The sequence below is a fragment of the Mesorhizobium sp. M0621 genome, from assembly GCF_040320745.1.
Classification (GTDB): Bacteria; Pseudomonadota; Alphaproteobacteria; order Rhizobiales; family Rhizobiaceae; genus Mesorhizobium.
The window spans coordinates 232,650-256,216 of record NZ_JAMYQF010000002.1 but is presented as its reverse complement, the minus strand read 5'-3'; the positions used below and the strand labels follow the sequence as shown (position 1 = coordinate 256,216).

23 protein-coding genes and 2 pseudogenes are annotated in these 23,567 nt (G+C 60.9%); 22 read left to right on the top strand and 3 right to left on the bottom strand.

Annotation, left to right across the window (positions count from 1 at the left end; translation table 11 throughout):
* Positions 1-383 precede the first annotated feature (383 nt).
* Positions 384-773: a hypothetical protein gene (locus NKI38_RS02735; protein ID WP_352654555.1), complete on the bottom strand. Its 390-nt coding sequence runs from the start codon at positions 771-773 to the stop codon at positions 384-386.
* Positions 774-1,331: 558 nt separating this feature from the next.
* Here NKI38_RS02735 and queC point away from each other — a divergent pair.
* Genes queC through queE form a run of 3 tightly spaced genes read left to right on the top strand, consistent with a single transcriptional unit; the run spans position 1,332 to position 3,117 of the window.
* Positions 1,332-2,030: a 7-cyano-7-deazaguanine synthase QueC gene (gene queC / locus NKI38_RS02730; protein ID WP_352515443.1), complete on the top strand. Its 699-nt coding sequence runs from the start codon at positions 1,332-1,334 to the stop codon at positions 2,028-2,030.
* Complete coding sequence (gene queD, locus NKI38_RS02725) at positions 2,030-2,386, top strand: 6-carboxytetrahydropterin synthase QueD (protein ID WP_023673552.1); 357 nt, start codon at positions 2,030-2,032, stop codon at positions 2,384-2,386. Before queC ends, queD begins: the two co-directional genes overlap by 1 nt.
* Positions 2,383-3,117, top strand: a complete 735-nt coding sequence (queE, locus tag NKI38_RS02720; protein WP_352654553.1) for a 7-carboxy-7-deazaguanine synthase QueE — start codon at positions 2,383-2,385, stop codon at positions 3,115-3,117. Before queD ends, queE begins: the two co-directional genes overlap by 4 nt.
* 238 nt (positions 3,118-3,355) lie before the next feature.
* On the opposite strand, the gene hemN is transcribed toward queE, so the two are convergent.
* Positions 3,356-4,705 carry an oxygen-independent coproporphyrinogen III oxidase gene (gene hemN, locus NKI38_RS02715; RefSeq protein ID WP_352654551.1) on the bottom strand — a complete coding sequence of 450 codons (1,350 nt, stop codon included), beginning with the start codon at positions 4,703-4,705 and terminating at the stop codon, positions 3,356-3,358.
* A gap of 154 nt (positions 4,706-4,859) precedes the next feature.
* Here hemN and NKI38_RS02710 point away from each other — a divergent pair, with 154 nt between their 5' ends.
* The 14 genes and pseudogenes from NKI38_RS02710 to NKI38_RS02640 all read left to right on the top strand — a co-directional run bounded on the left by NKI38_RS02710 (position 4,860) and on the right by NKI38_RS02640 (position 18,876).
* Complete coding sequence (locus tag NKI38_RS02710; RefSeq protein ID WP_352654549.1) at positions 4,860-5,606, top strand: Crp/Fnr family transcriptional regulator; 747 nt, start codon at positions 4,860-4,862, stop codon at positions 5,604-5,606.
* A gap of 518 nt (positions 5,607-6,124) precedes the next feature.
* Positions 6,125-7,735, top strand: a complete 1,611-nt coding sequence (gene ccoN / locus NKI38_RS02705) for a cytochrome-c oxidase, cbb3-type subunit I (protein ID WP_352654547.1) — start codon at positions 6,125-6,127, stop codon at positions 7,733-7,735.
* Between the two features lie 11 nt (positions 7,736-7,746).
* Positions 7,747-8,478, top strand: coding sequence for a cytochrome-c oxidase, cbb3-type subunit II (gene ccoO / locus NKI38_RS02700; RefSeq protein WP_023735813.1), 732 nt, complete (start codon positions 7,747-7,749; stop codon positions 8,476-8,478).
* An 11-nt stretch (positions 8,479-8,489) separates the two neighbouring features.
* Complete coding sequence (locus NKI38_RS02695) at positions 8,490-8,639, top strand: CcoQ/FixQ family Cbb3-type cytochrome c oxidase assembly chaperone (protein ID WP_023735812.1); 150 nt, start codon at positions 8,490-8,492, stop codon at positions 8,637-8,639.
* 2 nt (positions 8,640-8,641) lie between these two features.
* Positions 8,642-9,505 (top strand): cytochrome-c oxidase, cbb3-type subunit III, encoded by an 864-nt coding sequence (ccoP, locus tag NKI38_RS02690; RefSeq protein ID WP_023809313.1) that lies wholly within the window; start codon positions 8,642-8,644, stop codon positions 9,503-9,505.
* A gap of 129 nt (positions 9,506-9,634) precedes the next feature.
* Positions 9,635-11,194, top strand: a complete 1,560-nt coding sequence (ccoG, locus tag NKI38_RS02685; RefSeq protein WP_352654544.1) for a cytochrome c oxidase accessory protein CcoG — start codon at positions 9,635-9,637, stop codon at positions 11,192-11,194.
* Positions 11,191-11,688 carry a FixH family protein gene (locus NKI38_RS02680; RefSeq protein WP_023776424.1) on the top strand — a complete coding sequence of 166 codons (498 nt, stop codon included), beginning with the start codon at positions 11,191-11,193 and terminating at the stop codon, positions 11,686-11,688. Before ccoG ends, NKI38_RS02680 begins: the two co-directional genes overlap by 4 nt.
* Positions 11,685-13,967 (top strand): cation-translocating P-type ATPase, encoded by a 2,283-nt coding sequence (locus NKI38_RS02675; RefSeq protein WP_352654542.1) that lies wholly within the window; start codon positions 11,685-11,687, stop codon positions 13,965-13,967. The genes NKI38_RS02680 and NKI38_RS02675 overlap by 4 nt, the downstream gene beginning before the upstream one ends.
* Entirely contained in the window at positions 13,964-14,134 is a 171-nt protein-coding gene (gene ccoS, locus NKI38_RS02670; protein ID WP_023762793.1) for a cbb3-type cytochrome oxidase assembly protein CcoS, read from the top strand. The genes NKI38_RS02675 and ccoS (NKI38_RS02670) overlap by 4 nt, the downstream gene beginning before the upstream one ends.
* Positions 14,135-14,187: 53 nt before the next feature.
* Positions 14,188-14,391 carry a CBS domain-containing protein gene (locus NKI38_RS02665; protein WP_352555406.1) on the top strand — a complete coding sequence of 68 codons (204 nt, stop codon included), beginning with the start codon at positions 14,188-14,190 and terminating at the stop codon, positions 14,389-14,391.
* A gap of 236 nt (positions 14,392-14,627) precedes the next feature.
* On the top strand, positions 14,628-14,786 hold the full coding sequence (locus NKI38_RS02655; RefSeq protein ID WP_352654571.1) for a BON domain-containing protein: 159 nt from the start codon (positions 14,628-14,630) through the stop codon (positions 14,784-14,786).
* A gap of 184 nt (positions 14,787-14,970) precedes the next feature.
* Positions 14,971-15,048: pseudogene (gene ccoS, locus NKI38_RS02650) on the top strand (cbb3-type cytochrome oxidase assembly protein CcoS); the annotation flags it as partial.
* Positions 15,049-15,489: 441 nt separating this feature from the next.
* The gene (gene ubiM, locus NKI38_RS02645) at positions 15,490-16,671 is read left to right on the top strand and encodes a 5-demethoxyubiquinol-8 5-hydroxylase UbiM (protein WP_352654569.1); all 1,182 of its coding nucleotides are present in this window, start codon (positions 15,490-15,492) and stop codon (positions 16,669-16,671) included.
* Positions 16,672-16,965: 294 nt separating this feature from the next.
* Positions 16,966-18,876: a putative bifunctional diguanylate cyclase/phosphodiesterase gene (locus NKI38_RS02640; RefSeq protein WP_352654540.1), complete on the top strand. Its 1,911-nt coding sequence runs from the start codon at positions 16,966-16,968 to the stop codon at positions 18,874-18,876.
* 94 nt (positions 18,877-18,970) lie between these two features.
* Here the strand turns inward: NKI38_RS02640 and NKI38_RS02635 are convergent, their stop codons facing one another.
* Complete coding sequence (locus NKI38_RS02635; RefSeq protein ID WP_081731037.1) at positions 18,971-19,252, bottom strand: DNA -binding domain-containing protein; 282 nt, start codon at positions 19,250-19,252, stop codon at positions 18,971-18,973.
* 104 nt (positions 19,253-19,356) lie between these two features.
* Between NKI38_RS02635 and NKI38_RS02630 the strand changes: the two genes are divergently transcribed.
* From NKI38_RS02630 to NKI38_RS02610, 5 genes and pseudogenes are all read left to right on the top strand, one after another.
* Complete coding sequence (locus tag NKI38_RS02630) at positions 19,357-19,590, top strand: helix-turn-helix domain-containing protein (RefSeq protein ID WP_023735803.1); 234 nt, start codon at positions 19,357-19,359, stop codon at positions 19,588-19,590.
* Positions 19,591-20,127: 537 nt separating this feature from the next.
* Positions 20,128-21,090 (top strand): ArdC family protein, encoded by a 963-nt coding sequence (locus tag NKI38_RS02625; RefSeq protein WP_352654538.1) that lies wholly within the window; start codon positions 20,128-20,130, stop codon positions 21,088-21,090.
* 244 nt (positions 21,091-21,334) lie between these two features.
* Positions 21,335-21,753, top strand: a pseudogene (locus NKI38_RS02620) (DUF2958 domain-containing protein).
* A gap of 78 nt (positions 21,754-21,831) precedes the next feature.
* Complete coding sequence (locus tag NKI38_RS02615; protein ID WP_352654536.1) at positions 21,832-22,497, top strand: ParB/RepB/Spo0J family partition protein; 666 nt, start codon at positions 21,832-21,834, stop codon at positions 22,495-22,497.
* On the top strand, positions 22,428-23,552 hold the full coding sequence (locus tag NKI38_RS02610) for a hypothetical protein (RefSeq protein WP_352654534.1): 1,125 nt from the start codon (positions 22,428-22,430) through the stop codon (positions 23,550-23,552). Before NKI38_RS02615 ends, NKI38_RS02610 begins: the two co-directional genes overlap by 70 nt.
* The last annotated feature ends 15 nt before the right edge of the window (positions 23,553-23,567 follow it).

The following is a 23,567-nucleotide window of genomic DNA, read 5'->3' as shown; positions in this document are numbered from 1 at the left end:
CATCGCCAGCACCCTCGACGACGTCACCCCAAACGAATGCAACAACTACATCGAAAGCGCAGGCTACAAGTCAACCTAAATGCGAACCGCTCTAGATGGCAACGAGGCTTATGCCGCCCGTGCATCGCAGCTAACATATGCATGAGGGGTCGTCCCTTCAAAATACTTGATACATTTGCGCTTGCGTAGCTCCTTGCATGCGCTCGATGCCAGGAGGAGACCTCTGTTCTATTCTAAACGCTCGCATCGATGCAACGCCGTTGACACCATCATCGCGGCGACCGCTTTGCCGCGGCCGCCGCAGCCCTTTTCGAGCATGACGATCATGCCGGCGCCATCGCAATGATGCACTTGCAAATTCAGAGATGCATTCTGGCCAAATGCTAGGTGCCCAGCATATGTCCGGCATCCCGCAACGCCGCTACGAAGAGACGGGCATTGCCGTTGGCATCCATCTTGGCCTGCATCGACAGGGGCATCCTGTGCCAGCTCTCCAAGGCCGCAATGTAATGTGAGAACATACCGTTAACGATGCAATAGTGGGTAACTAGGCCGTGTCCGTCTAACGCCAGCACGCCGAATTGGCCGCCGTGATATCGGATGGCTGCGACCCGCTGGACCTGCGCGTCACCGTCGATCCGCACGTCGAAAAGCAGGATGCCGCGGCTCCTGGTGGCTATCTCGGCGGCTTTTTCAGCGAAGCTCAACGAGAGCGAGCGGACGCTTTCGACTGCCATGTGTAAAACCATCAAGTTCAGTTCATCCACTGCCATAAGGTACCTGTGCGCAAGACATGGGTGATTGCAATCGACCACACCGCTTGTTCACAGATGTCGGCTCACGACCGGTTACTCAGGGTTCGCCGGTCATCCATTGAGGGCGTGCTCATCAAAATGATCCTGAAGTGGAATGCGCTGTATCTACGAAACGCGAGGAGCAGGCCAGCCAAAGCTGTCGCGACAATTGATCTCATAATCCATCCCGATATCTGGATTTCGGCATCGCTGAACATCCCTGGTAAGTGAGCTGTTTGCGGCAAGCCCATCTCGGCTTTGTACCCCGAAACCGTTGCAATGGCGTCGCTCGGCGCTCGGGCCCGCCAGGCTCTGCTCGTCGAGAACTTTGTCCCCGAGAAGCGTTCGACTTTGAGCATTCCGCGGAAGGGTGACGTCTCGCCAGTCCGTGTCCTTGCAGCTCACCGCGAAGGCTTTTTTGCGCATCGCACGCAAGCGCACGAATTGGTCTCCGTTCACTTCACAAAAGGGTTTTCCTGAAGTACTGGAGCGCAGAGAAATCTCCGGTCGCAGCCTACCCGGTTAAAGGACCCAACGATGAAGACTCTCGTCGTCTGCTCCGGCGGATTGGATTCCGTTACTCTTGCCCACAAGGTAGCAGCGGAGCACCAGCTTACCGGCCTGCTATCGTTCGATTACGGCCAACGGCATAGGAAGGAATTGGGCTTCGCCACCCTTTGCGCGGAGCGCCTGAGTGTCCCGCAGCGAATCATCGATATCCACGAGATCGGCGGCGGCCTTTCCGGCTCCGCGCTGACCGACAATGTGGACGTGCCCGACGGGCACTATGCCGAAGACACGATGAAGATAACGGTGGTGCCCAACCGGAACGCCATCATGTTGGCCATTGCCTTCGGCCTCGCCGCAGCGCAAGACGCTGACGCAGTGGCGACGGCCGTGCATGGTGGGGATCACGTTGTCTATCCCGATTGCCGTCCGGCCTTCATCGACGCTTTCCAGATGATGCAGGACCACGCGCTCGACGGCTACGCGCAGATTCGCCTTTATGCACCCTATGTGAACCTGACGAAGGCGGACATTGTTACGGATGGAGCCACATACGGCACGCCGTTTGCGCAGACCTGGTCCTGTTACAAGGGCGCCGAGCGTCATTGCGGGAGGTGCGGGACCTGCGTCGAGCGGCGTGAGGCGTTTCACATCGCTGGGCACCCGGACCCAACCGAGTATGAGGACTCCGACTTCTGGCTCGGAGCGCTGCGAAGGACCACCGCGTAATGTTCCGCATCACCAAGGAATTCCACTTCTCAGCCTCGCATCAGCTCACCTCATTGCCACCCGATCACCAATGCGCGCGCCTGCACGGACATAACTACATCGTCGAAGTGGAGCTTTCAGCGGATGGACTGGACGATCACGGCTTCGTGCGCGACTACCACGACTTGGCGCCATTCAAACGCTACATCGACGAGAGCTTCGACCATCGACATCTCAACGACGTGCTGGGACACGAGCAAGTCACGGCGGAATATCTGGCCAGACATTTCTACGACTGGTGCAAGGCACGCCTGAGCGAAACCGCGGCCGTGCGGGTGAGCGAAACGCCGAAAACCTGGGCGGAATACCGGCCATGACGAATACTCATCCCGCAATCCGCGTTAGCGAGATTTTCGGGCCGACGATCCAGGGCGAGGGCGTGCTCATAGGTTTGCCGACGATCTTCGTCAGAACCGGCGGGTGTGACTATCGCTGTTCCTGGTGCGACAGCCTCCATGCTGTGGACAATCAATTCCGCCATGAATGGGAGATGATGTCCGTTGGCGCGGTGTGGAAAAATGTGCTTGCCCTTTCCGGTGGCCGCCCGCTGATGGTGTCGCTATCAGGCGGCAATCCGGCCATCCAGCCGCTCGGCGCGCTCATCGACCGGGGCCATGGTGACGGTTACCGTTTTGCCCTGGAAACCCAAGGGTCGCTTGCCAGGGACTGGTTTGAGCGGCTTGACGTGCTGATCCTCAGCCCAAAGCCGCCGTCAAGCCAAATGACGACAGATTGGGCCGCTGTCGAGGCGTGCCTCCAGGCGGCACAAGGCAAGCCCCAAGTCGTGCTCAAGCTCATTGTTTTCGACGAGAGGGACTACACCTACGCGAAAGACGCCGCTGCGCAATTTCCGCAACTTCCGATCTATCTGCAGCCCGGCAATCACACGCCGCCACACCCCACAAATGATGACGCGCCTGTCGACCTTGACGGAATATTGAAGCGGATGGAGTGGCTGGTTGACAGCGTGACCCGCGACAGATGGTTCGAGGCCCGCGTGCTACCGCAGCTGCACGTTGTGCTCTGGGGTAACAAGAGAGCCGTCTAAGCCAGGCCCTTTCCACTAGAACTGCGCCGGCAGAATTCGGGTGAACGGGTGGTTCAGGTCGAAGGGAGCTGTCGCCGACAACCATGATCTGACAGGCAGGGCTCGAGCGGACGATATCGTCGCTGCGCCAAGACGCGTCTGGTCCGCTCCGAATCTTGTCTCGATACGACGGTCGCCGATCAACAAACGTACCGCGGTCCACGATCGAGTGAGAGCCATGACCGTTCCTCTGCGGTGCTCACACTGCCGCCGAGTGCCTGGCCGTTCCAGTTTCGAAATATTTGTCGAACCTGGCCGCGATGCTTCGGACGAAAGGGCGACTTTCAGCCGGCACAACGAATCTGTCGCCATCAAGTTCAAGCAATCGAACCGCATCGTGGAGGGCCATGGAACTCGACTGAAGGAGGAGCCTCTGGCCGGCTTCGCCGAAGCGTTCCACCAGATCGATCGCCGAGAAGGCGAAGTCGCACATCAGCCGCTCGATGATCCAGCCACGGAGCCGATCGTCGTCCGAAAGCGCGATACCCCGAACAGCGGCCAGCCCGCCATCCGCGACCATGCGTCCGTACTCGGCGGTCCAGGCCATGTTTTGGACGTAGCCCTGGCGAAACTGGCTGATGGATGACGGGCCGAGCCCGATTAAGGTTTCGCAGCAATCGTCAGTGTAACCCTGAAAGTTCCGGTGCAGTGTTCCGGCGCGGGCGGCAAGGGCCAGAGCATCGCCTGGTTTGGCGAAATGGTCGAGCCCGATTGCTTGGTATCCTTGGTCAAGAATAGCGTGGGCTGCCAGTTGTGATTGGGCAAACCGCTCCTCCGGCCCTGGCAACCAGGCCTCATCAATCATGGTCTGATGTTTCTTGAACCACGGCACATGAGCATAGCCAAAAAGGGCTATCCTATTCGGCTCCAACGTCAACGCCTGCGCGACCGTGGAAGAGACGCTCTCCCTGGTCTGGTGTGGCAGGCCATAGAGCAGATCGAGATTGACGGATTCAACGCCGCGCGAACGAACGCCATCGACTACGAGTTTCGTCTGCAAAAAGCTCTGCTCGCGGTTGATTGTCTTCTGAACCTTCGGATCGAAGTCCTGGACGCCGAGGCTCGCACGGGTCATGCCGGTTTCGGCAAGCGCATCGAGGCGGGCCTCGTCCGTATCGTTCGGATCGACCTCGACACTGATCGTCGCACCGCCAAGAAAATCGAAATTGTCCCGCAGCACCGTGCCCAGCATCATGATGTCCACGGGCTCCAGCATCGTGGGGGAACCGCCGCCGAAATGAACCGCGCGAACTCGCCCCTTGCCGGCAACAAGGCCGCCAACCGTCGCGATCTCCGCATACAGCGAGCGCAGATAAGCGGCCACCGGCTCGTAGTCGCGCGTCTGTTTGGTATGGCACGCGCAGAACCAGCAGAGCCTGTCGCAATAGGGAATATGCAGGTAAAGCGATATCTCGTCACCACCTTCGAGCGCCTCCAACCAGCCTCGGCAAACGACGGCATCGACCCCCGCATGGAAATGGGGCGCAGTCGGATAACTGGTATAGCGCGGGACGTTCTCGCCAAGTCTGGCAGCTAGCTTTTGTCGCATGTCGTGGTCCACCGTGTTTGCGTCGCCCGAACTGTGGATGCTTGGATGAGCCTAAGCCCTGATTTCGATCAACCTTCAGCACGGACAAACTGCCGCAAGGATTTTTCTACCGTGGATTGCTATCCTGCCCGCACTGGACCGGTAGAGCGATCGAATGACATTACGGCAGGATATTCACAGTTCCGGCATTCCCGTTCTTTGCCTGCCTTGCGAGGCACGGCGCCGCGGTGTCTGTGGCGCGCTCGAGCCAGACGATTTGGCTCAGCTCGCCAAGACGTCGTCGCGGCACAATATCGAGCCGGGGGTCGAACTGATCGGCGACGCCGAGGCGGTCGACTGTTATTCAAACGTGCTTTCAGGCGTGGTGAAGCTCACGAAGGGCCTTTCGGACGGCCGCCAGCAGATCGTCGGTCTCCAGTTCGCGCCGGATTTTCTGGGACGGCCCTTCAAGATGAAAAGTGCGATCAATGCGGAAGCGGCAACAGCTGTCTCGCTATGCTCGTTTCCGAGAGCGGCCATCGAACGGATGATGAAGCAGTCACCGGAATTTGTGCATCGCCTGCTCAAGCAGGCGCTGAACGAACTTGACGAGGCCCGCGAATGGATGGTGACTCTGGGGCGCAAGACCGCACCAGAGAAGGTGGCGAGCTTTCTCCTCATGATTGCCCGGAACATCGACTCCAATGTTGACCCGGCGGCTAGGTCGGCGTGCTTCGAGCTGCCGATGACGCGTGCCGACATCTCTGATTTCCTTGGAATCACAAACGAGACCGTGAGCCGTCAGCTGACCAGCCTGAGAATGGACGGCGTGATTCGGATCGAGAACAACCGCCGCGTCACCGTGGACAGCATGAGCCGGCTGGAACGGCGCTGCGGCGGCCGAGGCGCAACAGCCGTTTGAATGACACGAAGCTGCATGGCCCACGCCATTTACTCCATTCGGGGCAGGGCATGCTCGCGTTGGGCTCAGAAGAAATCGCGTAGCGACAGCCCGTTCGTATGCGTCGGCGAAGCATCCACACTTGGCCGAAGTCAATATGCCTCATACGCAGGCGAAAATCGCCGTCCAAACCATAAATGTAACGAAGGCAGCGCAACGCTGGCGCTGGCTGTTCCAAAGCATTGAAACGATCGACGTTCGGTAAGGCATCGGCCTGCTTACCAGCGTCACAGAAGGTGCGTTTGCCCACACGCCCGCGATCGCCTCCATACCCGGGCCCCAACTGGGGACGCCGGGCCTGTCCATAAACCGGCGGCCGCTGCTGCACTTCCACATTCGGCACAGTCTGATCGCACCGAACTCGATGCTGCTCCAAGCAAAATGGTGCGGCTCTGACATGGATCAGGGCGAGCAGGCGACGGCTGCGCAATAAGGCACCGCGGTTTGGCATCCGCCGGAATTGGAAATCGGGGCTTGCGATGAAATTCGGCAAAGAAATCGTGCTTCTAAGCCTGTTCGCATTCGCGGCTTTGGTGGCCGCTGGCGCTGGGGTGGATGAACCCTTTCGCCAGCATATGTGGGTCTTGTTCTTCGCCTTGGCTGGCTTCACTGCGATCCTGTTGCGCAACACTGAGTTCAAGCCTGCCGCGCCGATCGACCCGTCCGCTTACATGGACGGGCCAATCCGCTATGGCGCCATCGCCACCATGTTCTGGGGTGTCGTCGGCATGCTGGTCGGCGTGGTCATCGCGCTGCAGCTTGCCTACCCCGATCTCAACATCCAGCCCTGGTTCAACTTCGGTCGCCTGCGCCCGCTTCACACGTCGGGAGTCGTCTTCGCTTTCGGCGGCAACGCATTGCTTTGCACGTCACTATACGTCGTGCAACGCACCTGCCGCGCCCGGCTGTTCGGCGGCGATCTCGGCTGGTTCGTGTTCTGGGGCTACCAGCTCTTCATCGTCATGGCCGCAACCGGATACCTGCTCGGCATCACGGAGAGCCGCGAATACGCCGAGCCCGAATGGTATGTGGACATCTGGCTGACCATCGTCTGGGTCGCCTATCTCATCCTGTTCCTCGGCACGATCCTGAAGCGCAAGGAACCGCATATCTACGTCGCCAACTGGTTCTACCTGTCCTTCATCGTGACCATCGCGATGCTGCATGTGGTCAACAACCTCTCCATGCCCGCCTCCTACCTGGGCTCGAAGAGCTATTCGGCTTTCTCCGGGGTCCAGGACGCTCTGACGCAATGGTGGTATGGCCACAACGCCGTGGGCTTCTTTCTGACCGCCGGCTTTCTCGGCATGATGTATTATTTCGTGCCCAAGCAGGCGAACCGGCCGGTCTATTCCTACCGCCTGTCGATCGTCCATTTCTGGGCAATCATCTTTCTCTACATCTGGGCCGGGCCGCATCACCTGCACTACACCGCTTTGCCCGACTGGGCGCAGACGCTCGGCATGGTGTTTTCGATCATGCTGTGGATGCCGTCATGGGGCGGCATGATCAACGGCCTGATGACGCTGTCCGGCGCCTGGGACAAGCTCCGCACCGATCCGATCATCCGCATGATGGTGATGGCCATCGCCTTCTACGGCATGTCGACCTTCGAAGGCCCGATGATGTCGATCAAGACGGTCAATTCTCTTAGCCACTACACCGACTGGACCATTGGCCACGTTCATTCGGGCGCACTCGGCTGGGTCGGCATGATCTCGTTCGGCGCGCTCTACTACATGGTGCCGAAGCTCTGGAACCGCCAGCGGCTCTATTCGCTGCGGCTCGTCACCTGGCACTTCTGGCTGGCGACCCTCGGAATCGTCGTCTACGCCGCGGTGATGTGGGTATCGGGCATCATGCAGGGCCTGATGTGGCGCGAATACGACGAGCAGGGCTTCCTAGTCTACTCCTTCGCCGAAACCGTGGCCGCCATGCACCCCTACTACATCATGCGCGCCATCGGCGGAGCCATGTACCTGTCCGGCGCCCTGATCATGGCCTGGAACATCGCCATGACCATCCTTGGCTACCGGCGCGAGGAGGATCCGATGCCCGGCTCCGTTCCCGCCCTCCAGCTTGCGCGATGATGAGACAGAAAATGAGGTTGATGAACAGACACGCGGTCATCGAGAAGAACGCTACACTTCTTCTCCTCGGGTCGCTGCTGGTCGTGACAATCGGCGGCATCGTCGAGATCGCGCCGCTCTTCTATCTCGACAACACGATCGAGAAGGTCGAAGGCATGCGGCCCTACTCGCCGCTCGAACTCGTCGGGCGCAACATCTATGTGCGTGAGGGATGCTATCTCTGCCATAGCCAGATGATCCGCCCGTTCCGTGACGAGGTCGAGCGCTATGGGCATTACAGCCTGGCGGCCGAGTCGATGTATGATCATCCCTTCCAGTGGGGATCGAAGCGCACTGGACCGGACCTCGCTCGGGTTGGCGATCGCTACTCAAATCTTTGGCATGTCGAGCACCTCACGGACCCTCGTTCCGTGGTGCCGGAATCCATCATGCCGAGCTATGGCTTTCTGAAGGATACGCCGATCGCGGTGAAGGATTTCTCGACGCATCTGGTTGCCAACAGGCGCGTCGGCGTTCCCTACTCCGACGACATGGTCGCTAACGCCAATGCTGATTTGATGGCGCAGGCTGATCCCAATGCCGACACGTCCGGCCTCGAGGCCCGCTACCCCAAGGCCAGGATCGGCGATTTCGACGGTGATCCGCAGCAAGTCACCGAAATGGACGCCCTGGTTTCTTATCTCCAGATGCTCGGCACGCTTGTCGATTTCAAGAACTACGATGAGACCGCCGGCTACCGCTGAGGACAATGGCGATGACGTACAATTTCATGCGGGAGTTTGCTGACAGCTGGGGCCTGCTTGCCATCGCTCTTTTCTTCATCGGATCCGTTGCCTTTGCACTTCGCCCCGGCAGCCGCAGGCAAGCCGGCGAAGCAGCTCAAATTCCTCTGAAGGAGGACTGATCATGAGCAGCGATCACATTGACGAGGTTTCCGGCATCTCGACGACCGGTCATGAGTGGGACGGCATTCGCGAGCTCAACAACCCGCTCCCGCGCTGGTGGGTCATCACCTTCTACATGACCATAGTCTGGGCGATCGGTTACACAATTGCCTACCCGGCATGGCCGCTGTTGCACTCCGCGACAAAGGGCGTACTTGGCTATTCCAGCCGCAACGAAGTCAAGAACGAGTTATCCGCGGCCGAAGCGGCAAAGGGCAAATATGTCGCCGCAATAGAGTCGAAAAGTGTTTCGGAGATTGCTGCGGATGACACGCTGCGCGAATTCGCCGTCGCTGCCGGCGCCGCCGCGTTCAAGGTCAATTGCGTGCAGTGCCACGGTTCCGGCGCCCAGGGGTCCAAGGGCTTTCCGAACCTAAATGACGACGACTGGCTGTGGGGCGGCGAGGTGGACCAGATCCAGCAGACGATCGCTCATGGCATCCGCTTCGCCTCCGACCCGGCTACGCGCCTGTCGGAAATGCCGGCCTTTGGCGACATCATCACCGCCGATCAGATCAAACAGGTCAGCACCTACGTTGCCAGCCTGTCCGGCACTGTCGGCGATCAATCGTTGGTCGCGCCCGGCGCCAAGGTCTTCGCCGAAAATTGCGTGGCCTGTCACGGCGACAATGCAAAAGGCAACAAGGAACTCGGCGCTCCAGATCTGACCGACGCCATCTGGCTCTACGGGTCAGGCGAAGCGGCCATCGCCGCCCAGGTCACCGCGCCGAAACAGGGCGTGATGCCGGCCTGGGGCGCGCGCCTCGGCGAGACCAAGGTCAAGGAACTGGCGGTCTACATCCATTCGCTTGGCGGCGGAGAATAGGAGCAGAAGCCTATTCTCGTCCTCCCCCTCCCGCCAAGCGACGAGGCCCGGCGCAAGCCGGGCCTCGGCATCATCCAGAACCGATGAGTCGGTTTCCGGCGAAATCGTCGCTGGTGACTGGAGCTTCTCGTGCTTGATAACACGCAAATAGAAAGGATCGAACCCACGCCGGTCAACTCCGCCAAGGTGCGTCAGCCAATGTACGCTGCGCGCAAGAAGATCTTCCCGAAGCGGGCCTCGGGCAGCTTTCGCCAGTTCAAATGGCTGGTGATGGCGGTCACGCTCGGCATCTACTATCTGACGCCGTGGCTGCGCTGGGATCGGGGCTCGTTTAGCCCGGACCAGGCCGTGCTGCTCGATGTCGCTAACCGGCGTTTCTATTTCTTCTTCATCGAGATATGGCCGCAGGAATTCTACTATGTCGCCGGCCTTCTGGTCATGGCCGGCGTCGGTCTTTTCCTGATCACGTCGACTGTCGGCCGTGCCTGGTGTGGCTACACATGCCCGCAGACCGTATGGGTCGACCTGTTCCTGGTCGTCGAGCGCGCGATAGAGGGCGACCGCAACGCTCGTATCAAGCTTGATGCCGGTCTCTGGACCCCCCGCAAACTCGTGCTGCGGGTATCGAAACACGCCATCTGGCTGATCATAGGCGCGCTGACGGGCGGCGCCTGGATCTTCTATTTCGCTGACGCGCCGACGCTGCTCGGCGAACTCTTCACCGGCACGGCAGCGCCTGTCGCCTACATCACCGTCGCGGTTCTGGCGGCTACCACCTACACGTTCGGCGGTCTGATGCGCGAACAGGTCTGCACCTATATGTGCCCGTGGCCCCGCATCCAGGCGGCCATGCTCGATGAAAATTCCCTCACTGTCACCTACAATGACTGGCGCGGCGAACCGCGTTCGCGCCACGCCAAGAAGGTGCTGGCCGCAGGCCAGCTCGTGGGCGACTGCGTCGACTGCAATGCCTGTGTCGCGGTCTGCCCGATGGGGATCGACATTCGCGATGGTCAGCAGCTCGAATGCATCACTTGCGCGCTCTGCATCGACGCCTGTGACGGCGTCATGGACAAGCTCGGCAAGGAGCGTGGGCTGATCGCCTATGCGACGCTCTCCGACTACAACGCCAACATGATGCTGGCGACTGCAGGCGGGTCCAGCTCAGTCAATCCGGCGCTGGTCAGGACGGATGACGGCCTGTTTTCGGACAGAGCGGCGCATTTCCACATCCGCAAGATCTTTCGGCCACGCACCTATGTCTACATGGCTATGTGGTCGCTGATCGGCCTGGGCCTCCTCTACTCGCTGCTGACGCGCGACCGGCTCGAAATCAATGTCCTGCACGACCGCAATCCACAATTCGTGACGCTCTCCGACGGCTCGATCCGCAACGGCTACACCGTCAAGCTGCTCAACATGATCCCCGAGCCGAGGACGATCGTCGTAACCATGCAGGGCCTTGAAGGCGCTGACATGGTCGTCGTCGGCGACGACATCCCCGCAGGCCGTTCCTTCACCATTCCGGTCGAACCCGACCGCCTGAAAATGCTGAGGGTCTTCGTTCGCCAGCCGGCGGACCAGATCCGCGCTCCGGCACAGACCTTCAAGTTCCGCGTCGAGGACAGAGCCAGCTTCGAGTCGAACGAGTACACCGCCACCTTCAACGCGCCGGAGACTGCCAGATGAGCGCCAGAACACAAAAAACCCGCGAATTTACCGGCAGGCACATGTTGGCCATCATCCTGGCCTTTTTCGGTGTGGTCATCGCGGTCAATCTGACCATGGCGACGCTTGCCAACACGAGCTGGACCGGCCTGGTCGTCGAAAACACCTATGTGGCGAGCCAGCAGTTCAACAGGAAGGCCGAGGAAGGGCGGGCGCAGGCAGCCCTCGGCTGGACCGGCAAGCTGACCATCGCATCGGGTGAAGTCCGCTACGGCCTCATCGACGCCGCCGGCAAACCGGTTCCCTTGCATGGCGTGAAGGCGCTGTTTCGCCATCCCGCTTACGAAAAAGAGGATGAATCCATCAAGCTCGTCCTCGCCTCGGGTCAGGAATTCGCCGCCCAGCATTTGCCGAAGGATGGTGTCTGGATCGTCGAAGTCGACGCCGATGCCGGCCTGGATAAACCGTATCGCGACGTGCGCAGGATCGTGATTTCCCATGGAGCGCTGCAATGAGCTGTTGTGCGCCAGGTGCTGAAATGGCGCTGGATATGGTCAGCGTGACCTCGGCCCTGCCGTCCAGCCAGGAAATCAAGCTGGCGAGCCGATCACTTGGCGACGACCTTCATCAGACCGAGCTTTCGATACCGGCTGTTCGCTGCGGTGCCTGCATTCAGACTATCGAGACGGCATTGGGAAAGCTCGATCATGTCGAAGCCGCCCGCGTCAACCTGTCAACGAGGCGGGTGTCTATCCGCTGGCGCGGCGACGACGTTCCGCCATTCGTCGCTATCCTCGGACGCCTGGGCTACCAGACACATCTGTTCGAAGCCGACACCGATACAAAGGACAAGACGCTCTCGGAGCTCATCCGCGCCGTCGCTGTTGCGGGCTTTGCGGCGGGCAACATCATGCTGCTTTCGGTCTCGGTCTGGTCCGGTGCCGAAGGCGCGACACGCGATCTGTTCCACTGGGTCTCGGCGCTTATCGCCATCCCTGCACTCGCCTTCGCCGGCGGCATCTTCTTCCGCTCGGCCTGGAATGCGTTGCGCCACGGTCGCATGAACATGGACGTGCCGATCGCGGTCGGGGTGTCGCTGGCATACGCCATGAGCCTCTATGAGACGATCACCCATGGCGACCACGCCTATTTCGACGCATCGGTGTCGCTGCTGTTCTTCCTCCTGATCGGCCGCACGTTGGATCATGTCATGCGCGAACGTGCCCGGACCGCCGTGAAAGGCCTGTCCCAGTTGGCCGCACGTGGCGCCATGGTGCTGCGCGGCGATGGTGCACGCGACTATCTGCCGGTTGGCGAGATCGAACTTGGCATGCTGCTGTTGATCGCTGCCGGCGAGAGAATCCCCGTCGACGGCAAGATCATTCAAGGGGCCTCGGATCTGGACTGCTCGTTGGTTTCCGGCGAGAGCACGCCTCGAAGCGTTGCAGCAGGCGAAGCCGTTCAGGCCGGTATCCTCAACCTAACCGGCCCGCTGACGATCGAGGCGACAGCCGCCGCGAAAGATTCGTTTCTGGCGGAAATGGTTCGGCTCATGGAAGCCGCAGAGGGCGGCCGCGCGCATTATCGCCGGATCGCCGATCGTGTTTCAGCGCTCTATGCCCCGGTGGTTCATCTGACCGCCTTCGCGACCTTCCTTGGCTGGATGGCGGCGACCGGTGACTGGCACCGGGCGATAACCATCGCCATTGCCGTTCTCATCATCACATGCCCGTGCGCGCTCGGCCTCGCCGTACCGATCGTCCAGGTGGTCGCGGCGCGGCGCCTGTTCGAGAACGGCATCATGGTCAAGGACGGTTCGGCCATGGAGCGCCTGGCGACGATTGATAGAGCGGTGTTCGACAAGACCGGAACGCTCACCCTCGGCCAGCCCCGGCTGGTCAATGCGGACTCGATTGATCCGGCCATGCTGGCAATCGCGGGAGACATGGCTGCGCACTCGCGTCACCCGTTTTCAAAGGCCATAGCCGGCTTTGCCCGCCTTGGCGGGCAGCACAAATTCGATGCCGTCACCGAGCAGCCGGGATTCGGCATCGAAGCCGCTGCCGCCGGTAGCACCTGGCGGCTGGGTCGACGCGGAGGATGGAAAGCCCGCACCGGCCGCGAAGGCAGACATGGCTATGGCGGGACGGTTCTGACGAAAGACGGGATCATTGTCGCGACCTTCGATTTCGAGGATGCGCTGCGCGTCGACGCCAGGGCAGCCATCGATCAACTGCACAACGCTGGTATGTGCGTGGAGATGCTGTCGGGCGACACCGCGAAAGCCTGCGCCGAGGTTGCGGACGGGCTTGGTGTCGATGATTTCGTTCCCTGCCTGCTGCCGTCCGGCAAGGTTGAACGCATCGAGACGCTGGCGAGGGACGGGCACAAGGTTCTGATGGTTGGCGACGGGCTCAACGATACGCCGGCGCTGAGCGCTGCGCATGTCTCGATCGCACCCGCCACCGCCGCCGACATTGGCCGCAATGCAGCCGACTTCGTTTTCCTGCGCGAAAGCCTCTTGGCGGTCCCGCTGGCTGTTGACGTATCGCGCAAGGCGGGAAGCCTGATCCGACAGAACATAACAATTGCGATCGTTTATAATGCTGTTGCCGTGCCGATCGCCATTCTGGGCCATGTTACGCCTCTTATCGCCGCGGTCGCGATGTCAGCCTCGTCATTGCTCGTGGTTGGAAATGCCATGCGTCTGCAAGGCTTCGCAACGGGTGCGTCGTCCGCAATTGCGCGGCAAGACAGGCCCGCGCGGGCCGGCGCCTTGGCTCAATCGTCATGACGACGCTCGTCTACCTCATCCCCGTAGCGCTATTCCTTGGCGCACTCGGCCTGTCCGGCTTCCTTTGGGCGTTGAGAAGCGGCCAGTACGAGGATCTCGATGGCGCGGCGGAGCGCATTCTCATCGACAGCGACGACGGCGCGGAGAATGCCACTCGTTCCAAGTGACTCAGATCAACGCGCCGCGGTCGCATGCGAACGCGACGATCGCCTAAGCGGTCATGCTTTCAAGCAAAGTCAGCTGCCTGCCAGTAACGACCAGCGACGGCACCTTGGTTGGCATTGTAAGCAAAAGCGACTTCTTGCGCCGAGAGGAACTCGGAACCCAGCGTGTGCGTCCGCGATGGCTGGAGCTTGATCTTGGCCCGGGCACAACCGCCAATGACTATGTGTGCGCTCGAATGGACGGATCATCCATCAGGTGATGACCACACACCTCATCTCGGCGCCTCCTGTCGACCTCATGATGCAACACCGCATCAACAATGTCCCGATTGTCGATCGGGAAAGGGTCGTCGGCATCATCACGCGAACTGATTTGCTGCTTGTCCTGATCCGCCATGCCGAAACAGGGAACCACGCCACCCGATGACGAACTGATCCGCAAGGCTATCCTTGCCGAACTGCAGCCACAAACCTGGAGCGGTGGGACTTGATCGATGTGTGGGTCAGCGACGGCGTTGTCGAACTGAAGGGGACGATTGTCGACGAGCGTCAACGGAAGGCAGCGATCGTTGCGGCTGAGAAGGTTGCCGGCGTCGGGCAAGTCAAGGACGGCCTCCTCCTCAGTACGGATCCGTTCTCAGTGATGGTTTCATAGCTGCGAAAAAAGCGGGGACGCCAAGCAGAGTCCCTTTGGTTTGCTCCCTTCCCACATCATTTGGACATGAGGCCGTCGGCGAGTTCCTTCGGCGTCTAGCGCGTTATGGTCGGAGAGCACGCTGTCGGCAGCAAGACGCCCGTCCTGACGGAAATGCGATGGCCGCTGCCTGTTTTGGTGGGGCTTGGACCGGGGCTTCCTGTGGATCTTGAAGAGCGGCCAATACGAAGATCTCGACGGCTCCGCCGAGCGGGTCCTTATCGATCGGGAAGAGCCCGAGGCTGAACCGGTTGGCGGCGCCAACGACTGTGCGGATGCTGGTCGTCAGTCGACCGAATCTTTGCTGGCGATTGCCCGCGTCATGACGATATCGGCGCGCGTGCGAAGAACGGATCAGCCACAATGCGTTGCCGAACCTTTGGCCAGGAGGGGCACGCGATTGGGAAGCCGACCATTCAGAATGCCCAGACATGCAGACGTTTTCACGGCAATCGACCACTCGACCGTGAACCCGCCGCTGCCGGGTTTGTCGAGCCTGGTTGATCCAGATCAGCGTTATCTCTTCATCGGCATGGTTTCATTGACCAGGCTTCCAACGGAGAACGCATGTCTATCGAGTTGGGGAGATGAGCGGCAAACCGTGGGTGATTGCGATGCTTCAAGAGCGCTTCGTATCGAAGATAGCCGCTATGGCGGCACGCTGATGGCCGGCTATGTCGACACATTCGACATCATTGTCGTCGGAGCTGGGCCGGTCGGACTTGCCTTCGCAGCATCGCTCGCCTGGAGCCGACTCAAGGTGGCAGTGGTTGAACGGCAGTCGCTCGACAGCCTGGCGCATCCGGCTTTCGACGGTCGCGAGATCGCGCTGACCCACGCATCAGTGAGAATCCTTCGCGAGCTCGGCGCCTGGGATGCCATCCCCGCATCGGACAAATCACCGCTTCATGGCGCGCGCGTGCTCAACGGATCCAGCCCTTTCGCCCTGAGCTTCGATGCTCCCAGCGGATCTGGGGAACCACTCGGATTTCTGGTCCCAAATTGTCGGATCCGCGATGCCCTGTTCAAAATTGTCCACTTCCAGGATCATGCCCGGCTCCTGTGCGGCAACTCGGTCGTCAATGCAACAAATAGCGAAGACGAGGCGGTCATAACGCTTTCTGATGGCAGGCAATTGGCCGCTCGGCTGCTCGTAGCAGCGGATTCGCGTTTGTCCGCGATGCGCGACCTGCTCGGCATTGGCGCCACCGTCCATCCGCTTGGCCACTCCATGCTGATTTGCCGAGTGAGGCACGAGCGCGTCCATCACCAGATCGCGGTCGAATGGTTCGACCACCATCAGACCATAGCGATGTTGCCGCTCATGGAAGGCGTGTCGTCGCTGCTTCTGACTTTGCGCTCAAGCGAGGCCGACAGACTGTCTGCTCTCGACGACGAATTGTTCCGCATGGAATTGATGAACCGGTGTCGAGGACGCCTCGGGCAGATGACCCTGGCAAGCACCCGCCATGCCTATCCGCTGGTCACGACCTGGGCGCACAAGTTCTCGGCTCCGAGTGCGGCACTGATCGGCGATGCTGCCATCGGCATGCACCCGGTGACCGCGCATGGCTTCAACATCGGCCTCAGCGGCCAGAAGCAACTCGCTCATAAAATACTGACAGCATGTCGCGCCCGCCGCGACATTGCCGATCCCGACATGCTCGGCAGATACGAAAGCCGGCTGCGGCTGTCGGCGGGGCCGCTCTATCATGCCACCAACATGCTTGTCGGTCTCTACTCAAGCGAGCACCCGGCGGCACGGCTTGCAAGACATGCTGGGCTCCGCTTTGCCCAACATCTTCCCTTTGTCCGCCATGGCATTTCGGCCATGCTCAGGCGGTGAATCGCACAGAGCGCTGCCGCTCTGGAACGCTGTCTCGGCGAGGCTTCCCTGTCTTGCTGGCGCGCGTCGTCGCGGGGCAAGGCTGTCTCCTGGTGACGTTGCCGATCATGGCATGATTCGGATCAAGGCGCGCGCGCGGGCGAAGCCTTGATGATTCGGCAATGCTAAGCCAAAGGTGTGACCCGAAGCATGGTGAGCGCACTGGTTACCCTCGCTGGGTAGTTAACCCGTCCTTCAGTGGGCTTGCATAGGTTTGGTCCTCGCGAACAACGACGCAAGCAAGCTGGTCCATTCATGGCACCCCTAAAGGAAGAAGAATCGCTGGAGGCCAAAATCCGTCAGGATCAGCTTGCTGACCTGAGGGCCGGGCTCTTCGTGTCGATGCCGATAAGCGCGATCCTGTCAGGCCTGATTTGCGCGGTGCAGGCCCTTTCTGGCGGCGGCTTTGTCGCTGCAAGCTGGTTCCTGGTCGTCAATGCGCTAAATGCCGCCCGGCTTGCACTCGCCCGTTTTCAGCTGAAGGAAACGGGGCGCCATCAGGATTTGCTTGGCGTTTTGCCGCGCCTTCGCATGTTTGGCGTCCTTGCCCTTCTGGCAGGGTTTGCATGGTCCTTCCCGGCCGTGCTGACTGTTGGATACACAACACCACAAGCACCGATGCATCTGGTCATACTGGCGGGCATTTCAGCTGGTGCGGTTACATATGGCAGTTCGTATGCCGCGGCGGCGACCAGCTTCATCACACCTCCACTCCTCATCACGGTGGCGTGCCTTTTGGCGAAAGGCAATTTTGAACGCTACATTCTGGCTTTCACCGTTCTGCTCTTCATGGGCGGGTTGGTCCGAGCTTCGTTTGTTGGGCAGGCGCGCTTCCGCGAAGCAAGCCGCCTGAGACATGAGGCAGAGCGATTTGCGTCGGAAATGGAGCGCAACTCCAGGGAGGACCATCTGACCGCCCTTCTCAACAGGCGGGGCCTTGAACACGCCATCGGTCGGTTCAAGACCGCGGATGGCCCCTTCGTGGCAATGCTGATTGATCTGGACGGCTTCAAATCCGTCAACGACACCTACGGTCACAGGACCGGTGATGAACTGCTTGTCATGATCGCCCGCCGCATAGAGCAGGAAGCACCCGAAGGCTCAACGCTCGCTCGTATCGGCGGCGATGAATTCGTGCTGGTTTTTCCCTCAACGAGAGCTTCGCTTTCTGCCAGTGATCTCGCCTCCAATATCATAGCCAAAATTGCTCGCCCCTATATCGAGGTCGCGTCCGTTCGGGTCGGGGCATCGATAGGGATATACTTGGCGCAGACGCCGAGCCTGACTGAAATGTTGTTGCGGGCGGATATCGCCCTGTATACGGCCAAGCGCCATGGCAGGAACGAATTTTGCCTGTTCGATGCCGAACTCGACAGGGAACTGCAACGTCGCCAGTCGATCGAACGGGATCTTCATTCGGCGATAAAGACGGGAAGATTGCAACCTTGGTTCCAGCCGATCGTGAAACTCGAAACCGAGACCGTGGTCGGTTTTGAAGCCTTGCTGAGATGGTCCCATCCGACGCATGGTGCCATCTCTCCACCCGAAATCATCACGGCCGCACGCGAAACCGGAATGCTTCAGCTGCTGACGCAAACCGTATTCGCCGACTGTTGTGCTTTTATCGACGGCTTGGTGAAAGCTGACTGTCGTGACATTCGTGTGGCGATGAATGTTTCCCCTCGCGAACTGGAAGCCGGCGATATCGACGACATGGTTCTGGATGGTCTGGCGGCAAGAGGCCTGCCTGCGACGATGTTCGAAATCGAGATTACCGAAGAATCGCCGGTGGACCCGGACAGAGTGGATGAAAAGCTCGGACGGCTTTCACATGCCGGTATTTCCATCGCGCTCGATGACTTCGGCACCGGCTTTTCTACCTTGGCATCTCTCAAGGACCGTCGGATACGCAAGGTGAAAATAGACCAGGGCTTCATTCGCGGCCTGGCCAAGTCCCGAGAGGACCGACTGCTTGTCAAATCGGTCATCGAACTCGGTGACATGCTCGGGATCGAGGTCATGGCCGAGGGCGTCGAAACAGAGGCGGATCGGCAAACCCTGCACAAGCTTGGCTGCCGAACCGCTCAGGGCTTCCTCTTCTCCAAGGCTGTGCCTTCGATGCAAGCACTGGAAATGGCAGTCAAACAGCACGCGAACCAGTTGTGACCGCTCCCGCCGCGCCGGCTGTCGCGGCCGTGCGCTGCCGAATTTGGCTACAGAGACTTGCCTGCTCGAAACACGTGGCAGTGGGCGTTGTGCATCAGCCGGCGAACAGTTCCTTGTAGCCGGTCGTCACCATCCAGTTCGCACGGTCGATATGGCTGCGAAGAGCTTTGCGGGCGCGGACCGGGTCAATGGACGGGTCGATGCCGAGAATGCGCTCGGCCATCTCCTTTTCGCTGGCATTGTCGGCGCAGGCATCCAGGATCCGCAGGTAGATTGTGAAATGCTCCCTGTCGTAGCTCGTGAGGTTCTCCGACCAGGGGACTTCATCGCTCAAAGTTGAGCTTCGAGTCTCATCTGTTCCCATTGGTCCATTCATGCCTGCGAACCTCGCCTGTGAGCGCACGCAGTATATCCCAAAATGGGATAATCCGAAACCGGGATTAGTCGCTGATCCGGTCTTTACCCGACCGGTTCGCCTCCATGCCCAAATCCCTTCGATCGCCCCGCCACCAGCGGTTTCTGGCCCAGCTGGTTTCGCTGCGCAAGGCCAAAGGCCTGACCCAGGAGCAGCTGGCTGACAAGCTTGGTCGTCCCCAATCCTTCGTGGCCAAGTACGAGGGCGCAGAGCGGCGTCTCGACGTCATCGAGTTTCTCGACATAACTGCGGCCATTGACGCTGATCCGTGCGAGATTCTGTCCAGCCTCCGGTCCTAGCGGGCGCGCCGCATCTATCATGATCCGGACAGGAATATTGTCTAGGACAATGCCTCAATTTGTTGAAAGGCGAGCGCTGGTTTTCGGAGGAAGCCGCGCGCACGGCGGCGGTGCCTTTGGGTTCTCGACGTAACTGCGCCGCCTGACCATGTGCGAAAAAACTTGGCGCGCGCCCGCGCGCCTGACGACGCGCACCAGGTGCTCGTGAACCGAGCCCGCTTTTCTTCGGCAAGCTCAGGCGGTCTCGGCCATTCGGCTTCGCCCCTTGGCGTGGGCAGCCCTTCGGGCTGTGACGGCCGCCGCCCTTGCGGGCGGCGCGGGCTGTCTGTTGGCCTTTCCCGGTGGCGCGGGGCGGGCGGCACTCCCTTCTAGACCCGCTGCGGCAGCCCGCAACCCTTCGCGTGCCGCTCAGGGTCCTCCTCTTCGTTCCGGTCCTTCGGATGCGGTCCGCCTACTGGGCGGGCCCTTCCGGTCGCGACTCGCCGCCCACCCCGCTTCCGGGGAAAGGCGCGGCGATTGGTGAGCGGAGGATAACACATGCGTGCAAACAGCAAGCGTACCACCAGCGGAGAGGCTGGCGCAGGCAAGGGCAGGCGCCCGGGCGCCAGCCTCTATCAGGAGATCACCGACCGCATCATTGCCGAGCTGGAGCGCGGTACCGTGCCATGGGTCAAGCCATGGGGCAGCGCAAAAGCAGGCCTCGGCGTGCCGAGGAATGCATACACGGGCCGCAGCTATTCCGGCATCAATATCCTCATCCTGTGGGGCGCCGTCATCGAGCGCAGCTATCCCAGCCAGAATTGGCTGACCTTCCGGCAGGCGCTTGCCCTGGGCGGCAATGTCAGGAAAGGCGAGCGCGGCACGACCATCGTGCATGCCGACCGCTTTGTCCCCAAGGACGAGAAGGAGCGCGCACGCCACGAGGGCGATGCACCACAGGCCGTGCCTTTTCTGAAACGCTTTACCGTCTTCAATGTCGCGCAGTGCGACAGTCTTCCGGAACCCCTCCATGCCCCCGCCGAGCCGCTGCCTCAGTGCGAGATCGTGCCGCAGGCCGAAACCCTGATTCGCGCCAGCGGTGCGGATTTCAGGGTCGGCGGCGATCGCGCTTTCTACATGCCGGGCAGCGACCACATTCAGGTGCCGCCGCAGCCAGCGTTCCATCAGCAGATCGACTATTACCGGACCTGCTTTCACGAGCTTGGCCACTGGACCGGCCACCCGACGCGGCTTGCTCGCGACCTCTCCGGCTCGTTCGGCTCCAAGGCCTACGCGCGTGAAGAATTGGTCGCCGAAATCGCTGCCGCCTTCGTCTGCGGCAATCTCGGTATCGAGCCGATCGTGCGTCACGCCGATTACATCGGCTCATGGCTGAAGGTGCTGCGCGAGGACAACCGCGCCATCTTCCGTGCCGCCAGCCTCGCCTCGAAGGCCGCCGATTTCCTGCTTGGCCTTCAGGCCGATGCCGAAGGCGAGGCGCAAGAAGGGATTGCGGCATGACGATGCGCATCCTCAACTGGCCGCGACCGAGCCGACGCCGCAAAGGAGCAGATGCTCATTGGCGTCCAGCCCATCACCACGCGGGCAAACCCTCCTGATGGACGCGCCGATGTGTCGGCGCGCGGCGCAAAGCTGCTCGAAGTCGGCCTCTTAATGGTGAGGCGGATCAGAGGAAGGTCCAGGGAGCCTTTCTCCCGCCGGACGCAAGAAATCAACTCGACCCGTTCTGACAAGGAGTCTTTCCATGATCCTGATCACCAATCCACTGCGCGCACGACTGCTCGCCCATGGCGCCGCCGGCACCGACATCGACCATTTTCCCGTTGTGAAACTGTTTAATCCGACAGGTGCCGCGACCTGGCTTCTGAGCGAACTCGACGCCGACGGCGACACGCTCTTCGGTCTTTGCGATCTCGGCTTCGGCTTCCCCGAACTTGGCAGCGTCAGTCTGGCCGAGCTTGCATCCGTAAAAGGTCCGCTTGGCCTCGGCATAGAGCGCGACCTGCATTTCCAGGCGCGCTTTCCGCTCTCCGTCTATGCCGAAGCCGCCCGCATTTGCGGCCACGTCAGCGAGGCCGAGCGACTGCTGCGGCAGGCAGCAGACGCCCTATCAAAGCCCCATTCCGAGCTTCCGCCCGAGCGGCGGAACAGCAGCGCCGATAGGCGCAAAAACCGTCCCGCCGTGCCGGCCTTCGGCCTCTACGGCGGGGACAACCTTAACCAAAGCAAAGGAGAGTAACCATGCAGCTTGCCCACATTCCCTTGGATCAGCTCAAAATTTCCGCGCTCAACATGCGCCATGGAAAACGCGCGCCCGACATATCCGACATCCTGCCCTCCGTGCGTGCGCGCGGCGTGCTGGTGCCACTCCTTGTGCGGCCGAACGGCCAGCCGGAAACCTTCGAGATCGTCGCCGGCAGGCGGCGCTATTTCGCCGCGAAATCGCTTGCCGACGAGCGCGGCGAAGGCGATCCCTTGCCCTGCGCCATCATGGAGGACGGTGACGACGCCGATGCGCTGGAAGTTTCGCTGATCGAAAACCTCGCCCGCCTCGATCCTGACGAAGTATCGCAATGGGAGACGTTTTCGCGGCTTGTCAGGCAAGGCCGCACCGTTCTCGACATCGCTGTGACCTTCGGCATCACTGATCTCAAGGTCAAACGCATTCTGGCGCTTGGCGACCTCTTGCCCAAAATCCGCGAAGCCTATCGGCGCGAGGAGATCGATACCGAGACGGTGCGCCATCTCACCATGGCTTCCAAGGCGCAGCAGAAGGACTGGCTGGCACTCTGTGCCGATCCCGATCAATACGCGCCGCGTGGCTATCAATTGAAGCAATGGCTGTTCGGCGGCAGTCGATTTCAACCAAGGTGGCGCTGTTTGCCATCGAGGAGTATCCCGGCCTGATCACCTCGGACCTGTTCGGCGAGGACAGCTATTTCGCCGATGCCGACCTGTTCTGGCAAAAGCAGAACGAAGCGATTGCCACCAAACGCGACACCTATCTCAACGAGGGCTGGAGCGAGGTTGTGCTGCTGGAACCGGGCCAGTATTTCCACGCATGGGACCATGAGAAGACCCCGAAGAAGAAGGGCGGCAAGATCGTCATCACTGTCTCGCATCGCGGCGAGGTCGAGTGTCACGAGGGCTGGCTGTCACGCAAGGAAGCCCGCCGCGCCCGCGAGGGCGGCGAGCAAGAAGAAACAGCCGCCAAGCTGCCGCGCCCCGAAGTCACCGGCCCGATGCAGAACTATATCGATCTGCATCGCCATGCCGCCGTGCGCGCGGCCATGCTCGACCATCCCGCCGTGGCGCTGCGCCTCGTGGTGGCGCACGCCATCACCGGTTCGGGCCTGTGGCAGGTGCGGCCCGAGCCGCAGCGCGCAGCCAACGAGACGGTGACTGCCAGCCTTGCCGGCTGCAAGGCTGAAGCCGCATTCGGCAAAAAGCGGCGCGAGGTATTGGCCCTGCTCGGATCACCGGATGAGGATAGCTTGGTCGCCGGCGGCAATGGCGACGCCGTTGCTATCGCCGGCGTGTTCGCGCGCCTCTTGGCGCTCTGCGACGACGATGTCATGCGCGTTCTCACCCTTGTCATGGCCGAGACGCTTGCAGCTGGCAGCGCCGTCATCGAGGCGCTCGGCAACCACCTGAACGTCGACATGGGCATATGGTGGCAACCGGACGATGCCTTCTTCGACCTCTTGCGCGACAAGGAAATCGCCAATTCGATGCTGGCCGACGTCGGCGGCAAGCTGGTCGCGGACGGCAATGTCGCCGAGAAGGTCAAGACGCAAAAGAACATCATCCGCGACTTCCTGGCGGGCGAGAATGGCCGCCCCAGGGTCGAGACCTGGCTGCCGCGCTGGATGAAATTCCCGGCCGAGAGCTACACCAGCCGCCGCGGCTTCCGCACCGCCGATCAGTGGACACAGGTGCAGCCGCTGTTCGTGCGCGAATAGTCGATCAGGGCCCGA

What these genes read in the sequence shown, in the direction of transcription:
- NKI38_RS02735 (WP_352654555.1), bottom strand. Translation starts at nt 773, where the DNA reads ATGGCAGTGGATGAACTGAACTTGATGGTTTTACACATGGCAGTCGAA.
- queC (WP_352515443.1), top strand. Translation starts at nt 1,332, where the DNA reads ATGAAGACTCTCGTCGTCTGCTCCGGCGGATTGGATTCCGTTACTCTT.
- queD (WP_023673552.1), top strand. Translation starts at nt 2,030, where the DNA reads ATGTTCCGCATCACCAAGGAATTCCACTTCTCAGCCTCGCATCAGCTC.
- queE (WP_352654553.1), top strand. Translation starts at nt 2,383, where the DNA reads ATGACGAATACTCATCCCGCAATCCGCGTTAGCGAGATTTTCGGGCCG.
- hemN (WP_352654551.1), bottom strand. Translation starts at nt 4,705, where the DNA reads ATGCGACAAAAGCTAGCTGCCAGACTTGGCGAGAACGTCCCGCGCTAT.
- NKI38_RS02710 (WP_352654549.1), top strand. Translation starts at nt 4,860, where the DNA reads ATGACATTACGGCAGGATATTCACAGTTCCGGCATTCCCGTTCTTTGC.
- ccoN (WP_352654547.1), top strand. Translation starts at nt 6,125, where the DNA reads ATGAAATTCGGCAAAGAAATCGTGCTTCTAAGCCTGTTCGCATTCGCG.
- ccoO (WP_023735813.1), top strand. Translation starts at nt 7,747, where the DNA reads ATGAGGTTGATGAACAGACACGCGGTCATCGAGAAGAACGCTACACTT.
- NKI38_RS02695 (WP_023735812.1), top strand. Translation starts at nt 8,490, where the DNA reads ATGACGTACAATTTCATGCGGGAGTTTGCTGACAGCTGGGGCCTGCTT.
- ccoP (WP_023809313.1), top strand. Translation starts at nt 8,642, where the DNA reads ATGAGCAGCGATCACATTGACGAGGTTTCCGGCATCTCGACGACCGGT.
- NKI38_RS02680 (WP_023776424.1), top strand. Translation starts at nt 11,191, where the DNA reads ATGAGCGCCAGAACACAAAAAACCCGCGAATTTACCGGCAGGCACATG.
- NKI38_RS02675 (WP_352654542.1), top strand. Translation starts at nt 11,685, where the DNA reads ATGAGCTGTTGTGCGCCAGGTGCTGAAATGGCGCTGGATATGGTCAGC.
- ccoS (WP_023762793.1), top strand. Translation starts at nt 13,964, where the DNA reads ATGACGACGCTCGTCTACCTCATCCCCGTAGCGCTATTCCTTGGCGCA.
- NKI38_RS02665 (WP_352555406.1), top strand. Translation starts at nt 14,188, where the DNA reads ATGCTTTCAAGCAAAGTCAGCTGCCTGCCAGTAACGACCAGCGACGGC.
- ubiM (WP_352654569.1), top strand. Translation starts at nt 15,490, where the DNA reads ATGGCCGGCTATGTCGACACATTCGACATCATTGTCGTCGGAGCTGGG.
- NKI38_RS02640 (WP_352654540.1), top strand. Translation starts at nt 16,966, where the DNA reads ATGGCACCCCTAAAGGAAGAAGAATCGCTGGAGGCCAAAATCCGTCAG.
- NKI38_RS02635 (WP_081731037.1), bottom strand. Translation starts at nt 19,252, where the DNA reads ATGAATGGACCAATGGGAACAGATGAGACTCGAAGCTCAACTTTGAGC.
- NKI38_RS02630 (WP_023735803.1), top strand. Translation starts at nt 19,357, where the DNA reads ATGCCCAAATCCCTTCGATCGCCCCGCCACCAGCGGTTTCTGGCCCAG.
- NKI38_RS02625 (WP_352654538.1), top strand. Translation starts at nt 20,128, where the DNA reads ATGCGTGCAAACAGCAAGCGTACCACCAGCGGAGAGGCTGGCGCAGGC.
- NKI38_RS02615 (WP_352654536.1), top strand. Translation starts at nt 21,832, where the DNA reads ATGCAGCTTGCCCACATTCCCTTGGATCAGCTCAAAATTTCCGCGCTC.
- NKI38_RS02610 (WP_352654534.1), top strand. Translation starts at nt 22,428, where the DNA reads ATGGCTGTTCGGCGGCAGTCGATTTCAACCAAGGTGGCGCTGTTTGCC.